The organism is Burkholderia sp. Bp8992 (assembly GCF_003853705.1).
Classification (GTDB): domain Bacteria; phylum Pseudomonadota; class Gammaproteobacteria; order Burkholderiales; family Burkholderiaceae; genus Burkholderia.
Window position 1 is genome coordinate 1 of sequence record NZ_QTQI01000029.1, and the last position, 14,464, is coordinate 14,464.

Consider the following 14,464-nt stretch of genomic DNA (forward strand, 5'->3'; position numbering starts at 1 on the left):
CCAACCCGGCACCCGGCCCGCGCCCCCCCCCGGGTCTCTCCCCCCCCGGGGCCCCCTTCGGGGGGGGGGGGGGCGGGCGGCCCCCCCCCCCCCCCCCCCCCCCCCGCGACCGTTGGCGGTCCTTACTGCGGACCGAGTTCCTGCGCGGACGTATCGGCGTCGTTGCCCTGCGCGACGAGCACGTGGATATCGTTCGGCGTCACGTCGCCGACCCCGCCCGACGGAATCGTCAGCAGCAGCCAGTCGGCGTTGTTGTTGATGGTGACCGGCGCGGTCTTGAGGATCGGCGTCTTGCTGCCGGCCGTCGTGACGATCACCTGGTAGCTGCCGCCGTTCAGGTAGTTCGAATCCTGCGTCGTGGCCGGCACCGCGTTCTGGTAGGCCGCGCCCGCCATCGTCGGGCTTTGCGTCGTGATGTCGGTGCCGGGCGGGACGACGTACACGTCGACGTTCTGCGCGTTCGGCGACGCGTTGAAGCTGCGCACGCGCGCCTTGTCCGACAGCAGGCCCTTGTCGTACGGATCGTCGATCACGGAGATCAGCGACGTCGTGCTCGGCAGCGCGATCGTCGTGTAGTGATGGCCGTTCGCCGCGCTGAACGTCTGCGCGGCGACGGTTGTCGTCGTGCCTGAGACGTCGTAGCTCGCGTTCTGCGTGCCCGAATCGACGTCGTGATAGCGCGTCACGCCCTTGTACGCGACGCCGGCCTGGTCGAGCTTCGCGTTCAGGTAGTAGTCGAGATTCGGTCCGGCCGGCACCGCGTTGATGAAGCGCGCCTGCGGCTTCGAGATGCCGAGTACGGTGCCGACGTCGTTGCCGTCGCCGCCGCACGCCGCGAGCACGGAAACGGCGGAGCACAGGGCCACCAGCGTTCGTATTGATTTCATGTTGTCCTCTCGTTCAGGGAACCTGCTGACGATGCGGGACCGCCGCGCGAAGCGTCGCGCGGGGCGCAGCGCCGGTTGAGGGAAGGATGTTGACCGCCGCAGAGGCGGGCGCGGGGATGGCGCAAGCGTTGTGCCTGTGCGGCGGACGACGGCGTACGGCGGCCGGGAAGCGCGCACGCGCCGTTGCGGCGGCGTGCGCGGGACGAGGTAAACGAAGTGCGGCGAAGCGGGCGCGGGGCGGATGCCCGCTCGGTGCGGTTGTAAAAAAGACAGCGTCGCGCGGGCGACGCGCCGTGTCAGCGGTTCACGAGCCTGGCCGGATACGCGAGCGCGAGGGCGCAGCCGATCACCATGCACGCGGCAAAGCCGTACAGTCCCGCGCTTTGCGAATGGAACGTGTCGCGCAGCCAGCCGATGAAGTAGGTGCTGCCGAACCCGCCGAGGTTCGCGATCGAGCACGCGAATGCGATCCCGCCGGCGGCGGCCGAGCCCTTCAGGAACGTCGACGGCAGCGCCCAGACGACCGGCATCGCGGCGGCCGCGCCTGCATTGATCAGCGAGAACAGCAGTACCGTCCCGAGCGTGCCGTGCGACGACGAAGCCGCGACCGCCAGCGCGACGGCCGACACCATGAACGGTACGACGATATGCCAGCGGCGTTCGCGTGCGCGATCGGAGCTCGCGCCGCAGTACAGCGTGGCGAGCACGGCGGCGGCATTCGGGATCACCATCAGCCAGCCGATGTGATAAGCGTCCTTCACACCGGTGTCGCGCAGGATCGTCGGCAGCCAGAAGCTCACCGCATACAGGCCGAGCAGCACGCACAGGTCGATCAGGCCGAGCGCCCACACCTTCGGGTCGGAGAATGCCTTGGCGAGCGCATGGCTCTTGTTGCCGGACGGATCGGCGTCGAGGTTCGCGCGCAGCGTGCGCTTCTCGTCGGCGTTCAGCCATTGCGCGGCTTCGATGTTGTTGGGCAGCCAGCGCAGCACGGCGAAGCCGAGCAGCACCGACGGCAGCGCTTCGAGCAGGAACAGCCACTGCCAGCCGCCGAGCCCGTGCGCGCCGTCGAACGCGCGCATGATCCAGCCGGAGATCGGGCTGCCGATCATGCTCGACAGCGGCAGGCCGACCATGAACAGCGCGACGATCCGCGCACGGCGCGCATCGGGATACCACTGCGTCAGGTACAGCAGCACGCCCGGCAGGAAGCCGGCCTCGGCGGCACCGAGCAGGAAGCGCACGACGTAGAACTGCATCGGCGTATGCACGAACATCGTCGCACCCGACAGCAGGCCCCACGTGATCATGATCCGCGCGATCCACAGTTTCGCGCCGACGCGTTGCAGCACCAGGTTGCTCGGGACTTCGAACAGGATGTAGCCGCCGAAGAACAGGCCGGCGCCGAGGCCGTACACGGTATCGCTGAACTTCAGTGCGTCGAGCATCTGGAGTTTCGCGAGGCCGATGTTGATGCGGTCGAGATAGGCCGCGAAGTAGCACAGGCAGAAGAGGGTGATGAGGCGCAGCGTGACCTTGCGATAGAGCTGGCCGTGCAACGCGTCGTCGGGGGAAACGGCGGCGCTCGGGTGTGCGGTAGACATGGGACTGCCCCTGTTCGAGTGTGACGGATGAATGGGTGGCTCGATCGACGCGCGCGGAGGTTCCGCTGCGCACTGGAGTCTGTATATCACGGCAATTAAATAGCGTACACACTAGAAAATACCGAATCGCACAGGCATGAATCCGACCATTCGAATGAAAGCGTTTGCGCGAGAAAATCCGTGTTTATGAAGGGGTTTTCGGTGATATGGAGTGCCCGCTGAAAAGGGTGGTCCGGGTACGGATGCATGCACGAAATTCGTGCGCATACGCTCAAAAAAGAAGTGTGTGCGCGGAAGCCTGCGACAGCGCGCGAATGCACGTGCGACAGTCGCCGCGAACGGGCCCGGCGGGCCCTCGCGCCGGCGTCGTGGCCGTGGCGCCCTGTCCATGGGGCAATCGCCAGGCGCGATGCGTGCCCGGCGCCGCGCAACCTGATGCACCGCAATGACGCAGCGATCCGTTCGCCGATTGCGCCGATTTGAGGGTGTACACTGCTTGTCTTTCACTTACACCCGGCACGGGGCCTGCACTTTCATGGCGTCTTCCAAGGATTCCTACGACTTTCACGACCAGGTCGGGCACCTGCTGCGCCGCGCGTATCAGCGGCACGTATCGATCTTCCAGGAAGCGATTCCCGATTCGGACCTCACGGCCGCGCAGTTCGTGACGCTGTGCGCGGTCAAGGAGCGGCAGGCGTGCTCGCTGAACGACATCGTCAAGGCGACCGCGATCGACCAGGCGACGATCCGCGGCGTCGTCGAGCGCCTGAAGGCGCGCGCGCTGATCGAGGTGCTGCCCGACCCGAACGACGGCCGCAAGCTGATCGTGCGCGCCACCGCGCCCGGCCTCGCATTGATCGACCGCACGGTGCCGTTCGCACGGCAGGTGACGGAGCGTACGTATGGCGCGCTCAATCCCGGCGAGCGCGTCGCGCTGCAGTTCCTGCTGCGCAAGATGATGGAAGACGACGGCGACGCGTGACGCGCGAGCGGCGCAGGTGCGGCCTACGCCGCGCCTGCCGCGACGGAGGCGCCCGCTTCGTCGGCGTGCATCAGCCGGCCGGCGTCGCGTAGTGCGGCGCGCACTGTTTCGGGTGTAAACGGCGGCGCGTAGAACCGCACGCCGGTCGCATCGAACAGCGCGTTCGCGACGGCGGCGGGGCCCGGCACCGAGGCCGATTCGCCCGCGCCGAGCGGCGGTTCGCCTTGCCTCGGCATCAAGACCACATCGACGTCCGGGACTTCCGCGAAGGTCAGGATCGGATAGCTCGCCCATTCGCGCGACGCGACCTTGCCGTCCGCGAACCGCACGCGTTCCTTCAGCGTGCGGCTCAATACCTGGATCACGTTGCCGTGGATCTGGTGGCGCACGCCATCCGGGTTGATCATCGTGCCCGTGTCCTGGCCGACCGTCACGCGTTCGATGCGTATTTCGCCCGACACGCGGTCGACGCACAGGTCGACGATCCATGCCGACCACGCCGCGCCGAAGCCGGGGAAGCGGCTGTGCACGTAGCGCGCATAGGCGATGCCGCGGCCGCGTGCGAGCCGCGACCCGTCGTGCTCGCGAGGCGGGCGTGGCACGCGCGGCGTCCAGCCCGCGCGGTCGGCCACGGCCTGCAGCAGCGCGATCGCGCGCGCGTCCTGCAGATGGCGCAGCCGGAACGCGAGCGGGTCGACGCCCGTCAGCGCCGCGCATTCGTCGGCGAACGCATCGTGCGCGAACGAGTTCGGCAACGCCGATACGCCGCGCAGCCACGATGCCCGCACGAGCGGCGCGAGATCCTCGCAGACGAAACGGCGATGCGGGCTCGCATACGGCGACACGGCCGTGCGATCGCCCATTTCGAACACGCGCGGCTCGGGCGCGAGCGTGCCGGTCAGCAGCGCCGCGAGCAGCGGCGCATCGTTCGACGGATAGCGTGTCGTGAAGTCGTAGCCGAGCAGGCGGCCGTCGCGCGTGACGGTGCCGGTTACCTGCATCAGCTGGCCCGTGCCTTTCGGTTCCCACAGATGCTCGTCCGCGCGCGACAACTGCACGCGCACCGGGCGGCCGACCGCGCGCGACAGCAGCAGCGCGTCGCCGCACACGTCGTCCGCGCCGTTGCGGCCGTAGCAGCCGGCCGCTTCCATCCGCACGACGTCGAGATCGGCTTCGTCGCGTGCGACGAGCGTCGCGAGGTCATGGCGCAGCGACACGGGGTTCTGCGTGCCGGACCACACGGTGATCCGCCCGTCGCCCGGCTCCCGGTAGTCGGCGAGCGCGCAGGACGGGCCGATCGAGCCGTGCATCTGGAACGGCCATGCATAGGTGCGCGACAGCGTGATCGTATCCGGTTGGGTTCGCGCGGCATCGACATCGCCTTCGTCGAGCAGCACGCGGCGCGTGGCCGGCGCGGCGGCGATCGCGGCGGCCGGATCGTCGAGCGGCGGCAGCGCGGGATGCGGCCGCCACGTCACGCGCAACTGGCGCGCCGCGCGGATCGCGTGTTCCTCGCGCTCGGCGACGACGCCGACGAAATCGCCGAGCGCGACGACGGCCACGAGCCCCGGCACGTTGGCCACCGACGCGCGGTCGACCTCGACGAGCGACGTGCCGACGAATGCGCCGCTGTCGTGGCCCGCATACGGCGGCCGCACGACGCGGCCGTGCAGCATGTCCGGAACGCGCATGTCGTGCACGAACGTGAGCTGGCCGGTCGCCTTCGCGGGCAGGTCGACACGCGGCGCCGATTTGCCGACGATCCGGTAGTGCGCGGGATCCTTCGTGCGGATGTTCAGGTCGAGCGTCAGCGCGATCCGGTGCGCGGCGACGAGCGCGGCGAACGTGATCGCCTGCCCGTCGGCCGAAATCGTTCCATCGTCGACGGCCAGCCGTTCCGCATCGACGCCGAACCGCTCGGCGGCGAGCGCCAGCAACGTGTGACGCGCCTGCGCGGCCGCGCAGCGCAGCGGCGTCGCGGAAATCTGGATCGTCGCGCTCGCGATGGTCGGGCCCTGGTTCGGGGTCGCGGCCGTGTCGCCGAGCATCATCGTCACGCGCGCGGCCGGCACGTCGAGTTCCTCGGCGACGATCTGCGCGAGCGACGTGCGGATGCCGGTGCCGAGATCGACGTGGCCGTTGAACGCGAGGATGCGGCCGTCGTCGAGAATCGCGACGAAGACTTCGGGCAGTGCCGGCACGTAGGACGACAGGCTGCCCGGCTGGCCGGGCGCCGGCTTGACGGGCGGCGCGGGTGGCCGGATGACGGTCAGGCAGCCGTCGCGCGCGAGCAGTTCGGAGCGATTCACGGGGGAGGGGTCCTGTCGGGAGCGGCGCGGCCGGCGGGCGGCGTCGGGGCGCGTTCGGGCGGCGGCGCGCGTGAAGCCAATCTAGGCCGCCAAAAGCGCAGCGTCAATCGCGGGCGGCACGACACATGGGGCCGCCCGCGATCCGTCGCGATTCAGCGCGCGCGGGCCTGTACCGCATCGATCGCCGCGATCGCGTCGTCGAGCGGCATCACGGCCGCATATTTCTGCTGCATGTCGAACAGGTTCGCGTCGTGCGGCGCGATTGCACGATCGCCGACGCAATCGGCCAGCACGAGCGGGCGAAACCCGTGCGACATCGCGTCGACCACGCTCGCGCGCACGCAGCCGCTCGTCACGGCGCCCGCGACGAGCAGCGTCTGCACCGCGCGCTGGGCGAGCCACGGCGCCAGCTGCGTGCCGAAGAACGCCGACGGCACGGTCTTGCGCACGACGAGTTCGCCTGGCGCGGGCGTGAGTTCGGGCACGATCGCGCTGTTCGGGTGGTGCTCGGTCAGCGTCGCCATGCCGGGCACCTTCAGCGAGAACACGTTGTCGTCGCTGCCGTCGTCCGCATACACGATGCGGCTGTGCGCGACCGGCCAGCCGCGTTCGCGCGCGAGCGCGAGCGCACGCGTCGTGCGCGCGATCGCGGGCGCGATGTTGCCGCCGCCGAACGTCGCGGGATCGGCGAAGCCGACCACGAAATCGACGATCAGCAGGCCGATGTTGCCGTGCGGCGGCAGTGGCGTGCCGAAACCCTGCTGGCGATACACGTTCGCTTCGGCGTGACGGGAAAGATCGTTCATGGTGCGGGTGCTCGTCGGTCAGGCGGGTTGATCGGTCACGCGGCCGTCGCGCACGACGGTCTCGCCGTCGAGTTCGACCGTGCAGCGGCGCAGCGGGATGTCGATGTGGCAGGTGGTCGTGCGGTTGCCGCCGCCTTCGTTGTTCGGGCCGAGCGAGAACAGGAAGTTGCCCTCGAATGCGCGCGCATCCATCCCGATCGTCGCCTCGCGGTCGTACAGCCCGAGCGTCGACCAGCGCGCACGCGGCTGCAGCCCCCAGCCGATATGCGAGATCGCATAGCCTTCCGGGTCGGTGAACGTTTCCATGTAGTCGCGCAGCAGGTCGGCGTCGACGCCGCCTTCGATGCGCGTCGCGTAGCCGCCTTCGACGGTCAGCACGATCGGTTCGCTCACGTAGTGCTTCTGCGGCAGCAGGATGTCGCCGCGATCGATGACGATCGTGCCGCGCGCGGTGCGGTCGTTCGGGTAGGTCAGCGCGAAGCCGCTCGGCCAGTGGTCCCAGCGGCCCGGCGCGTCGACGAAGCCGTATTCGGCCGTCGGCGGGAACTCGCCGAGCGGGCACACGAGCGCGGTGCCGGCCGCCGAGGTCACGCGCATCTCGCGGGCAGCCGCGATTTTTTTCGACGCGGCGAGCACGCGCGTGCGGTCGGCCGGCGTCGGCACCATCCGCACGAGCATCTCGGGCGGCTCGACCGCGAGCAGGATCTTCGTGCCGGACTTCAGGATCTCGTGCTGCTCGGGCGAGAACAGCAGCGTCATCAGGTCGAGCACGAGGTCGCTCTCGCGCAGCGCGGCGATCGCGGCCTTGTTGCCGGTCAGCGGCGTCGTGCCGAGATAGGCGAGCGGGTCGCGGCTGAACGCCTTGTCGCCGTTCACCGGCGGCAGGTCGAGCCGGTTGACGATCGCGCCCATCGATTGCGTCGCGATCAGCGCGCACGACAGCGTCTGCGGGTGGGTGGCCGCGCTCGTCAGGATCGTGACGGTCTGGCCCGGTTCGAGGCGCGACAGCGTGAGGACCTGCTTCCACGCGTCGATCAGTTGGGTATCGCTGACTGGCATCGTCGGCTCCGGTAAAGGCGTATGGGAAAGAGGGCGGGCGCCGTGCGATCAGGCCGCGAGCGGTGCGCCGAGGAAGTCGCCGAACGCCGCGTAGAAGCCCGCGGCGTTGTCCCACGGAATCATGTGGCCGGCGTCGGGCACGCGCACGTGCCGCATCGACGGCGTCGCACGCTGCAGTTCGGCGACGTCGTCGTCGCGCACCACGTCGCCGCGCTCGGCCGTGATCAGCAGCGACGGCACGGCCAGTTGCGCGGCATCGGCGTGGAAATCGTCGGTATGGAATCCTTCGTACGACGCGCGCACCGCACGCTCGTCGCAGGTATGCAGCCATTCGGCGCGCAACTGCAGCTCGGCGTCGGTCCAGGTCGGGCAGAACGCGCGCATGCCTTCGGCGTCGGTGCCGGCGCGGGCGAGCGCCATCGAGTCGATGTACCACGGCAGCTTGCCCGGATAGTCGCGGCGGTTCGGGCCCGATACGGGCGGGTCGACGAGGACGACGGAGGCGAGCCCACGGATACCGTGCCGGGCCGCGCGCGCGGCGATCCGCGCGCCCATCGAATGGCCGACGAGGCTCGTGCGCGGCAGGCCGAGCGCGGCGACGAGCGCCGCGATGTCGTCCGCCTGCGCATCGAGGCCGTAGTCGAGCGACGGCGACGCGTCCGACAGCCCGCGGCCGCGCACGTCGAGCACGTAGGTGTCGAATGCCGCGCCGAACACTTCGCCGACGAAACCCCACGTGATCGCGGGGCTCGTGATGCCGGGGATCAGCACGATCGCCGAGCGCGACGCGCGCGCGCCGGTCGTGCCGCCGTAGCGCAGGTAGTGCTGGCGGATGCCGTTCGCGCGGATGTTCGCGCCGTACAGGAAAGTCGAGGACATGAATGGACTCCGTCGGAAGGGCCGCGCTCAGTACGCGCCGGACAGCAGCGCGCCGGCGCCGGGCACGACGGGCTCGAGGTCGAGCTCGCGCAGCATCGCGTAGGTGGTCGCGATCGCGGCCGTGACGACCGGCTTGCCCGTCATCGCCTCGACCTTCGCGACGGCCGGCAGCGACGGCATCTGCACGCAGGCGGACAGCACGATTGCGTCGGCGTCCTGGTACGGCAGCGTCTTCACGATGTCGGGCAGGCGTGCCGGATCGTGGCGGCCGACGTCGAGGTTGTCGGGAATCTCCAGCGCGCGATAGGCGAGTACGTCGAAGCCTTCGTTGCGGATGTAGCCGACCACGAGCTCGGTGAGCGGCAGCATGTAAGGCGCGACGACGACGATGCGCTTCGCGCCGATCACCTTCAGCGCGTCGACGAGCGCGCCCGCGCTAGTCAGCACGGGCGCCTGCGCGCCATTGTCGGCCGTGTGCTTCGTCAGGCGCGCCTGCGACACGCGGTGGTAGCCGTGGCCCATCGCCATGATCGCGACGAGGCACGCGTAGCCGAGCACGTCGACGCGCGCATCGCTCAGTTCCACCGCGCAGCGGTCGGATTCGGCATCCATTGCCGCGAGTTCTTCCTTGACGACCTTCTTCATCCGCATCCGGCTCGAGTGGTACGTGAAGCGCTCGGGACGGATCGTTTCGCGCAATCGCAGCATCGCGGGAATCTCGGTTTCCATCGTCGTGTTGGAACTCGGCACGATCTGGCCGATGCGGTAGGTCTTGCTCATGACGGGAGGCTCCGTGTCGGTAAGGGTGGGGCGGCACGCGGGTGCGGGATCGCCGGATGTCGAGCAAAGTCTAGTGTGTACATTTGAAAATGGCAATGAATCAAAATGAGGTGTAACGCAGCGAGTCCATTGGTGTGTGCGGGTTTTTGAGGAATTATCGGTATTTTCCCGAATGCAGTGACGACGCTCGATAATCCGCTTGTCCTGAATAAATTGAGTGTGTACGCTACATAAACGCCATTCAATCCGCCCGTATCCGTGCCGCGTTCGGCAATGGGCCCACGATCAGGAGATCCGCATGAGCAAACCCCGTATCGCAATCATCGGCGCCGGTCTCGGCGGCACGGCCGCGGCTGCGCTGCTGCAGCGCGGCGGTTACGACGTCGCGCTGTACGAGCAGGCGCCCGCGTTCTCGCGCCTCGGCGCGGGCATCCATCTCGGCCCGAACGTGATGAAGATCATGCGGCGCATCGGCTGCGAGGACGCGCTGGAGACGATGGGTTCGCACCCGGATTTCTGGTACAGCCGCGACTGGCAGACGGCCGACGTGCTGTCGCAGATTCCGCTTGGCGATTACGCGCGCAAGACCTACGGCGCGAGCTACCTGACCGTGCATCGCGGCGATTTCCATGCGTTGATGACGCAGGCGGTCACGGCCGGCACGATCCGCTTCGGCAAGCGGCTCGCGGCGGTCGAGGATACGGGCAGCGACGTGCGCCTGACGTTCACCGACGGCAGCGTCGAGACGGCCGACATCGTGATCGGCGCGGACGGCGTGAATTCGCGGATCCGCGAGCACCTGCTCGGCGCGGAACCGCCGCGCTACACGGGTTATGTCGCGCACCGCGCGGTGTTCCCGGCGGCGCTGCTCGGCAACAAGCCGTACGACATGTGCGTGAAGTGGTGGTCGGAGGATCGCCACATGATGGTCTACTACGTGACCGAGAAGCGTGACGAGTATTACTACGTGACGGGCGTGCCGCAGGCCGAGTGGCCCGATGGCGTATCGATGGTCGACAGCAGCCGCGACGAGATGCGTGAGGCGTTCGCGGGTTTCCACGCCGACATCCAGCACCTGATCGACGTTTCGCCGTCGATCACCAAGTGGCCGCTGCTCGAGCGCGATCCGCTGCCGTTGTGGAGCCGCGGCCGTCTCGTGCTGCTCGGCGACGCGTGCCATCCGATGAAGCCGCACATGGCGCAGGGCGCGGCGATGGCGATCGAGGATGCCGCGATGCTCGCGCGCTGTCTCGATGAAGTCGGCATCGGCGACCATGCGGGCGCATTCGCGCTGTACGAGGCGAACCGCGCGGCGCGCGCGTCGAAGGTGCAGCTCGTGTCGCACAACAACACGTGGCTGCGCACGAACGAGGATCCGTCGTGGGTGTTCGGTTACGACGTGTTCGACGTGCCGCTCGCGGCGCCGTCGCGCAGCAACGTGGCGGCCGCGGCCTGACGCGCCCGCCGTGCCCGCGCCGGCCGGCGCCGGGCCGTCGCGGCGATCGACGTGCGCGGGTACGTGCGCATTTCGGCGTGTTATATGTCAGGCGCGCGCCGGCGGGTGCCGGCCGGCGGCAGTGCCCGCCGCCGGCCGCTCCCGGCCCGCGCGCCGCATTCCGGAACCATTCATGTCCCATCCCGCCTCTCCGTCGCGGCCGCTGGCGTTTCGCGTGAACGGCACGCCGCACACCTTCGACGTCGCCGCGCCCGACGCACCGCTGCTACTGGTCCTGCGCAACGACTGCGCGCTCAACGGCCCGAAATACGGCTGCGGGCTCGGGCAGTGCGGTGCGTGCACGGTGCTCGTCGACGGGCAAGCCACGCGTTCGTGCGTCGTGCCGGCCGCCGCCGCGAACGGGCGCGACGTCACGACGCTCGAAGGGCTCGGCTCGCGCGACGCGCTGCATCCGATCCAGCGCGCGTTCATCGACGAGCAGGCCGCGCAATGCGGCTATTGCCTGAACGGGATGATCATGAGCACGAAGGCGCTGCTCGACCGCCACCCCGCGCCGGACGATGCGGCGATCCGCGACGCGTTGCGCTTCAACCTGTGTCGTTGCGGCACGCATCTGGAGATCATCCGTGCGGTGCATCGCGCGGCACGCTATCTGCGAGACGGCGATGAAGCGTGACGCAAGCCTGCCTGCGCAGCCGGAGCGCGCCGAGGCGCCCGACACGCGCGACGATACCGCTGCAGGCGCATCGCACGCGCACCGTGCGCGCTACGAATGGCCGATCGGCGACGCGCACGCGCGCGCATCGTTCGACATCGAGACGCGCACCGCACCCGACGGGCGGATGACGGCCTGGCGCTATCGCGTGCAGGCGGCCGGTGCAGGCGCGCACGATGCGCGCGGAGCGGCGGCGGACCGGGCGCATGCCGGCGCGGCGTCGCCGTTCGTCTACCGGCACGCGCAGACCTCGATCGAGCTGGCCGATGCCGACGGTGCGATTCCCGGCCACGCGCACGCATTTGCCCGTGAATCCTTCGTCGACGAACTCGCCAGCGCGTTGCGACGCGACCCGGTCGCGCTGCGGCTGCAGCACCTCGATGCCGCGCGGGACGCGGGGCCGCGCGAGACGATCCGGATGGTCAGCGAGCGCGCCGCATGGGGTGCGCCGGTCTCGGCCCGTACGAACACGCGTTCGACGGTCAGCGGACGCGGCTTCGCATTCGACGGCGATCCCGCGGCCGAATCCGACGCTGCCCGCCATGACGACGATCCGCGCTGGTCCGCATGGGTCGTCGATCTCGAAGTCGATCGCGCGACGGGCGACGTTGCGGTGCGGCGCGTCGTGGCCGGGCAGGGCAACGGCGAGCCGGGCGATGCGGCGCTGGCCGGCTTGCCCGCGTGGCAGATCGAGGCCGCGATTTCACGCGTGATGGGGGCCCGGTTGTCCGCGCGGCCCGCGCACGACGAGACCGGTGCCGGTGCGCAGCCGGACGCGATCGCACACGAACTGGTCGCACTCGACGCAGCGGCGCACCGCGCGCAGGGCGAGCTGTCCGTGCACGATGCGCGCCGGATCGAGCAGGCGGCGGCACCGGCCGCGGCGGCGATCGCGAATGCACTGTACGATGCGACGGGCGTGCGTTTTCGTGCGCCGCCATTCGATGCCGCGCACATTCGCGCGGCACTCGCGCAACCGGTGCCGGTTGGTGCCGGCGACGGGCTGCATGCGGCCCCGCGCCGTGCATCGCGCTGGCGCCGCTGGCTGGCCGGCGGCGGCGCGGGCGGCGTGGTCGGCGGGCTGATCGGGCTCGCATGCGCGATCCTGCCGGGGCCAGCGCCGATCGCGCCCGTTGCGCCCGGCGGCGCGGACGGCGCGATGTGGAGCGCCGCGACGCTCGAACGCGGCCGCCAGGTCGCGCTTGCCGGCGATTGCGCGGTGTGCCACACGGCGCCCGGCGGCGCGACCAACGCGGGCGGGCTCGCGCTCGATACGCCGTTCGGCACGATCTACACGACGAACCTCACGCCCGATCCGGAAACCGGCATCGGCACCTGGTCGTATCCGGCGTTCGCCCGCGCGATGCGCGAAGGCCTCTCGCGCGACGGTACGCACCTGTATCCGGCGTTCCCGTACACGGCGTTCGCGAAGCTGAGCGAGCCCGACCTGCTCGCGCTCTATGCGTACCTGATGTCGCAGCCACCGGTGAAGCACGTGCCGCCGAAGACGAAACTGCCGTTCCCGCTCGACCAGCGGCGCCTCGTCGCCGGCTGGAACTGGCTGTATCACGACGCACGGCCGTTTGCACCGGACCCGGCGCGCTCCGCGACGTGGAATCGCGGCAAGTATCTGGTCGACGGTGCCGGGCACTGCGGCGCCTGCCATACGCCGCGCAACGCGCTCGGTGCGGAGAAGGGCGGCCTGGCCTACCTGTCTGGCGGCGAAGCGGAGGGATGGGTCGCGCCGCCGCTCGTCGCGTCGCCGGCCTCGCCCGTGCCATGGACCGAAGGCGCGCTGTTCGACTATCTGCGCACAGGTTTCTCCGCGCAGCACGGCGTCGCGGCCGGACCGATGGCGCCCGTCGTCGCGGGGCTCGCGGCGCTGCCCGAGTCCGACGTCCGGGCGATCGCGCACTATCTGGCGTCGCTGTCGCCGCCGGTCGATGCCGCGGTCGCCGCGGACGCGGCAACCCGCCAGGCGCGCGGCGCGGAAACCGTCGCGACGCTCGGCCTCGAGAACGGCCGCCGCGCGTTCGACACGGCATGCGCGGTCTGTCATGCGGAATCGGGCGGCGTCGGGCATTTCGGCGTGCGTCCGCTGATGGGCGTCAACACGAGCGTCAGCCAGTCGACGCCGGACAACCTGCTGCGCGTGCTGCACCACGGGATCGACCAGCCGGCCACCGACCAGCTCGGCTACATGCCGGGTTTCGGCGCGGCCTTCGACGACCGCCAGATGGCCGAGCTTGCCGCCTACATCCGTGCGCGCTATGCACCGGGGCAGCCGGCGTGGCGGAACCTGGCGGAAGCATCGGCGAGGATCCGGCAGGCGGGCGAACCTTGACCGTCATGCGCGCGTGAGCGCGCGGAACGCCATGCGGGCAGGGCGAAATGACCTGCCCGACGAAAATGAGCGCGGGCGACGGCTGTAAATCTTGCCTGAAACGGCCATCGTTTAACCATTCGAAACAATGTGTTCACTGAAAGGGGCATGATCTCCGGCGATCGAGCAGGCATACTGTCGCCTATGTTGCTCAATGCACGTCGAACGGCGTGCGCCTGCCCCTCATGTCCATTCCAGTCTCTTACCGAACCCTGCGATGGTTGACCGTCGCGGCTGTTGCATGCTTGCTCGCCGCGTGTTCGACCGCTTCCGACGTGACCGCGACGTCGAACCCGAACGTGTACACCGTGACGACGCGCACGGTCGGCGTGTCGACGACGTGGGCCGATGCCCACGAGAAGGCCGTCAGCGAAGCCACCAACTACTGCACGCAGCGCGGGATGCGCGCGAGCATGAAGACGGAATCGCTGACCGGCGGCCGCCGTGTCGACGCGCGCTCCGAACTCGCATTCGAGTGCCATCCGACCTTCGAGACGGCATCGAACCCGCGCGGTTGAACGCACGGAGGTGCCGGCGCACCGCCGGCGCCTGAAGCGACGCCTGCATTTCCCTCCCCCGCATGCAAACCGACCCGCGATGCCGG

General features: G+C 69.6%; 12 protein-coding genes. 5 read left to right on the plus strand and 7 right to left on the minus strand.

What is annotated here, in order from left to right:
- Positions 1 to 122 precede the first annotated feature (122 nt).
- Together DIE03_RS31350 and DIE03_RS31355 are read right to left on the minus strand one after the other, a co-directional pair.
- Entirely contained in the window at positions 123 to 887 is a 765-nt protein-coding gene (locus DIE03_RS31350; RefSeq protein WP_124456074.1) for a DUF4397 domain-containing protein, read from the minus strand.
- Between the two features lie 296 nt (positions 888 to 1,183).
- Positions 1,184 to 2,491 (minus strand): MFS transporter, encoded by a 1,308-nt coding sequence (locus DIE03_RS31355; RefSeq protein WP_124456075.1) that lies wholly within the window; start codon positions 2,489 to 2,491, stop codon positions 1,184 to 1,186.
- A 535-nt stretch (positions 2,492 to 3,026) separates the two neighbouring features.
- Here DIE03_RS31355 and DIE03_RS31360 point away from each other — a divergent pair.
- Complete coding sequence (locus DIE03_RS31360; protein ID WP_124456076.1) at positions 3,027 to 3,473, plus strand: MarR family winged helix-turn-helix transcriptional regulator; 447 nt, start codon at positions 3,027 to 3,029, stop codon at positions 3,471 to 3,473.
- A 23-nt stretch (positions 3,474 to 3,496) separates the two neighbouring features.
- Here the strand turns inward: DIE03_RS31360 and DIE03_RS31365 are convergent, their stop codons facing one another.
- The 5 genes from DIE03_RS31365 to DIE03_RS31385 form a co-directional block, all read right to left on the minus strand.
- On the minus strand, positions 3,497 to 5,782 hold the full coding sequence (locus tag DIE03_RS31365) for a molybdopterin cofactor-binding domain-containing protein (protein ID WP_124456077.1): 2,286 nt from the start codon (positions 5,780 to 5,782) through the stop codon (positions 3,497 to 3,499).
- Between the two features lie 152 nt (positions 5,783 to 5,934).
- Positions 5,935 to 6,588 carry an isochorismatase family protein gene (locus DIE03_RS31370; RefSeq protein ID WP_089427863.1) on the minus strand — a complete coding sequence of 218 codons (654 nt, stop codon included), beginning with the start codon at positions 6,586 to 6,588 and terminating at the stop codon, positions 5,935 to 5,937.
- Positions 6,589 to 6,606: 18 nt separating this feature from the next.
- Positions 6,607 to 7,647 carry a 2,5-dihydroxypyridine 5,6-dioxygenase gene (locus DIE03_RS31375; protein WP_124456078.1) on the minus strand — a complete coding sequence of 347 codons (1,041 nt, stop codon included), beginning with the start codon at positions 7,645 to 7,647 and terminating at the stop codon, positions 6,607 to 6,609.
- A 48-nt stretch (positions 7,648 to 7,695) separates the two neighbouring features.
- The gene (locus DIE03_RS31380; RefSeq protein ID WP_124456079.1) at positions 7,696 to 8,526 is read right to left on the minus strand and encodes an alpha/beta fold hydrolase; all 831 of its coding nucleotides are present in this window, start codon (positions 8,524 to 8,526) and stop codon (positions 7,696 to 7,698) included.
- Positions 8,527 to 8,553: 27 nt separating this feature from the next.
- Positions 8,554 to 9,306: an Asp/Glu racemase gene (locus DIE03_RS31385; RefSeq protein WP_124456080.1), complete on the minus strand. Its 753-nt coding sequence runs from the start codon at positions 9,304 to 9,306 to the stop codon at positions 8,554 to 8,556.
- A gap of 298 nt (positions 9,307 to 9,604) precedes the next feature.
- Here DIE03_RS31385 and DIE03_RS31390 point away from each other — a divergent pair, with 298 nt between their 5' ends.
- From DIE03_RS31390 to DIE03_RS31405, 4 genes are all read left to right on the plus strand, one after another.
- Complete coding sequence (locus DIE03_RS31390; protein WP_124456081.1) at positions 9,605 to 10,762, plus strand: FAD-dependent monooxygenase; 1,158 nt, start codon at positions 9,605 to 9,607, stop codon at positions 10,760 to 10,762.
- Positions 10,763 to 10,934: 172 nt separating this feature from the next.
- The gene (locus DIE03_RS31395) at positions 10,935 to 11,438 is read left to right on the plus strand and encodes a (2Fe-2S)-binding protein (protein ID WP_124456082.1); all 504 of its coding nucleotides are present in this window, start codon (positions 10,935 to 10,937) and stop codon (positions 11,436 to 11,438) included.
- Positions 11,428 to 13,821, plus strand: a complete 2,394-nt coding sequence (locus DIE03_RS31400; protein WP_124456083.1) for a c-type cytochrome — start codon at positions 11,428 to 11,430, stop codon at positions 13,819 to 13,821. Before DIE03_RS31395 ends, DIE03_RS31400 begins: the two co-directional genes overlap by 11 nt.
- 224 nt (positions 13,822 to 14,045) lie before the next feature.
- Positions 14,046 to 14,378, plus strand: coding sequence for a hypothetical protein (locus tag DIE03_RS31405; protein WP_124456084.1), 333 nt, complete (start codon positions 14,046 to 14,048; stop codon positions 14,376 to 14,378).
- Positions 14,379 to 14,464 lie beyond the last annotated feature (86 nt).

Coding starts and splice junctions, on each gene's coding strand:
- DIE03_RS31355 (WP_124456075.1), bottom strand. CDS start 2,491: ATGTCTACCGCACACCCGAGCGCCGCCGTTTCCCCCGACGACGCGTTG.
- DIE03_RS31370 (WP_089427863.1), bottom strand. CDS start 6,588: ATGAACGATCTTTCCCGTCACGCCGAAGCGAACGTGTATCGCCAGCAG.
- DIE03_RS31395 (WP_124456082.1), top strand. CDS start 10,935: ATGTCCCATCCCGCCTCTCCGTCGCGGCCGCTGGCGTTTCGCGTGAAC.
- DIE03_RS31385 (WP_124456080.1), bottom strand. CDS start 9,306: ATGAGCAAGACCTACCGCATCGGCCAGATCGTGCCGAGTTCCAACACG.
- DIE03_RS31350 (WP_124456074.1), bottom strand. CDS start 887: ATGAAATCAATACGAACGCTGGTGGCCCTGTGCTCCGCCGTTTCCGTG.
- DIE03_RS31375 (WP_124456078.1), bottom strand. CDS start 7,647: ATGCCAGTCAGCGATACCCAACTGATCGACGCGTGGAAGCAGGTCCTC.
- DIE03_RS31390 (WP_124456081.1), top strand. CDS start 9,605: ATGAGCAAACCCCGTATCGCAATCATCGGCGCCGGTCTCGGCGGCACG.
- DIE03_RS31380 (WP_124456079.1), bottom strand. CDS start 8,526: ATGTCCTCGACTTTCCTGTACGGCGCGAACATCCGCGCGAACGGCATC.
- DIE03_RS31400 (WP_124456083.1), top strand. CDS start 11,428: ATGAAGCGTGACGCAAGCCTGCCTGCGCAGCCGGAGCGCGCCGAGGCG.
- DIE03_RS31405 (WP_124456084.1), top strand. CDS start 14,046: ATGTCCATTCCAGTCTCTTACCGAACCCTGCGATGGTTGACCGTCGCG.
- DIE03_RS31360 (WP_124456076.1), top strand. CDS start 3,027: ATGGCGTCTTCCAAGGATTCCTACGACTTTCACGACCAGGTCGGGCAC.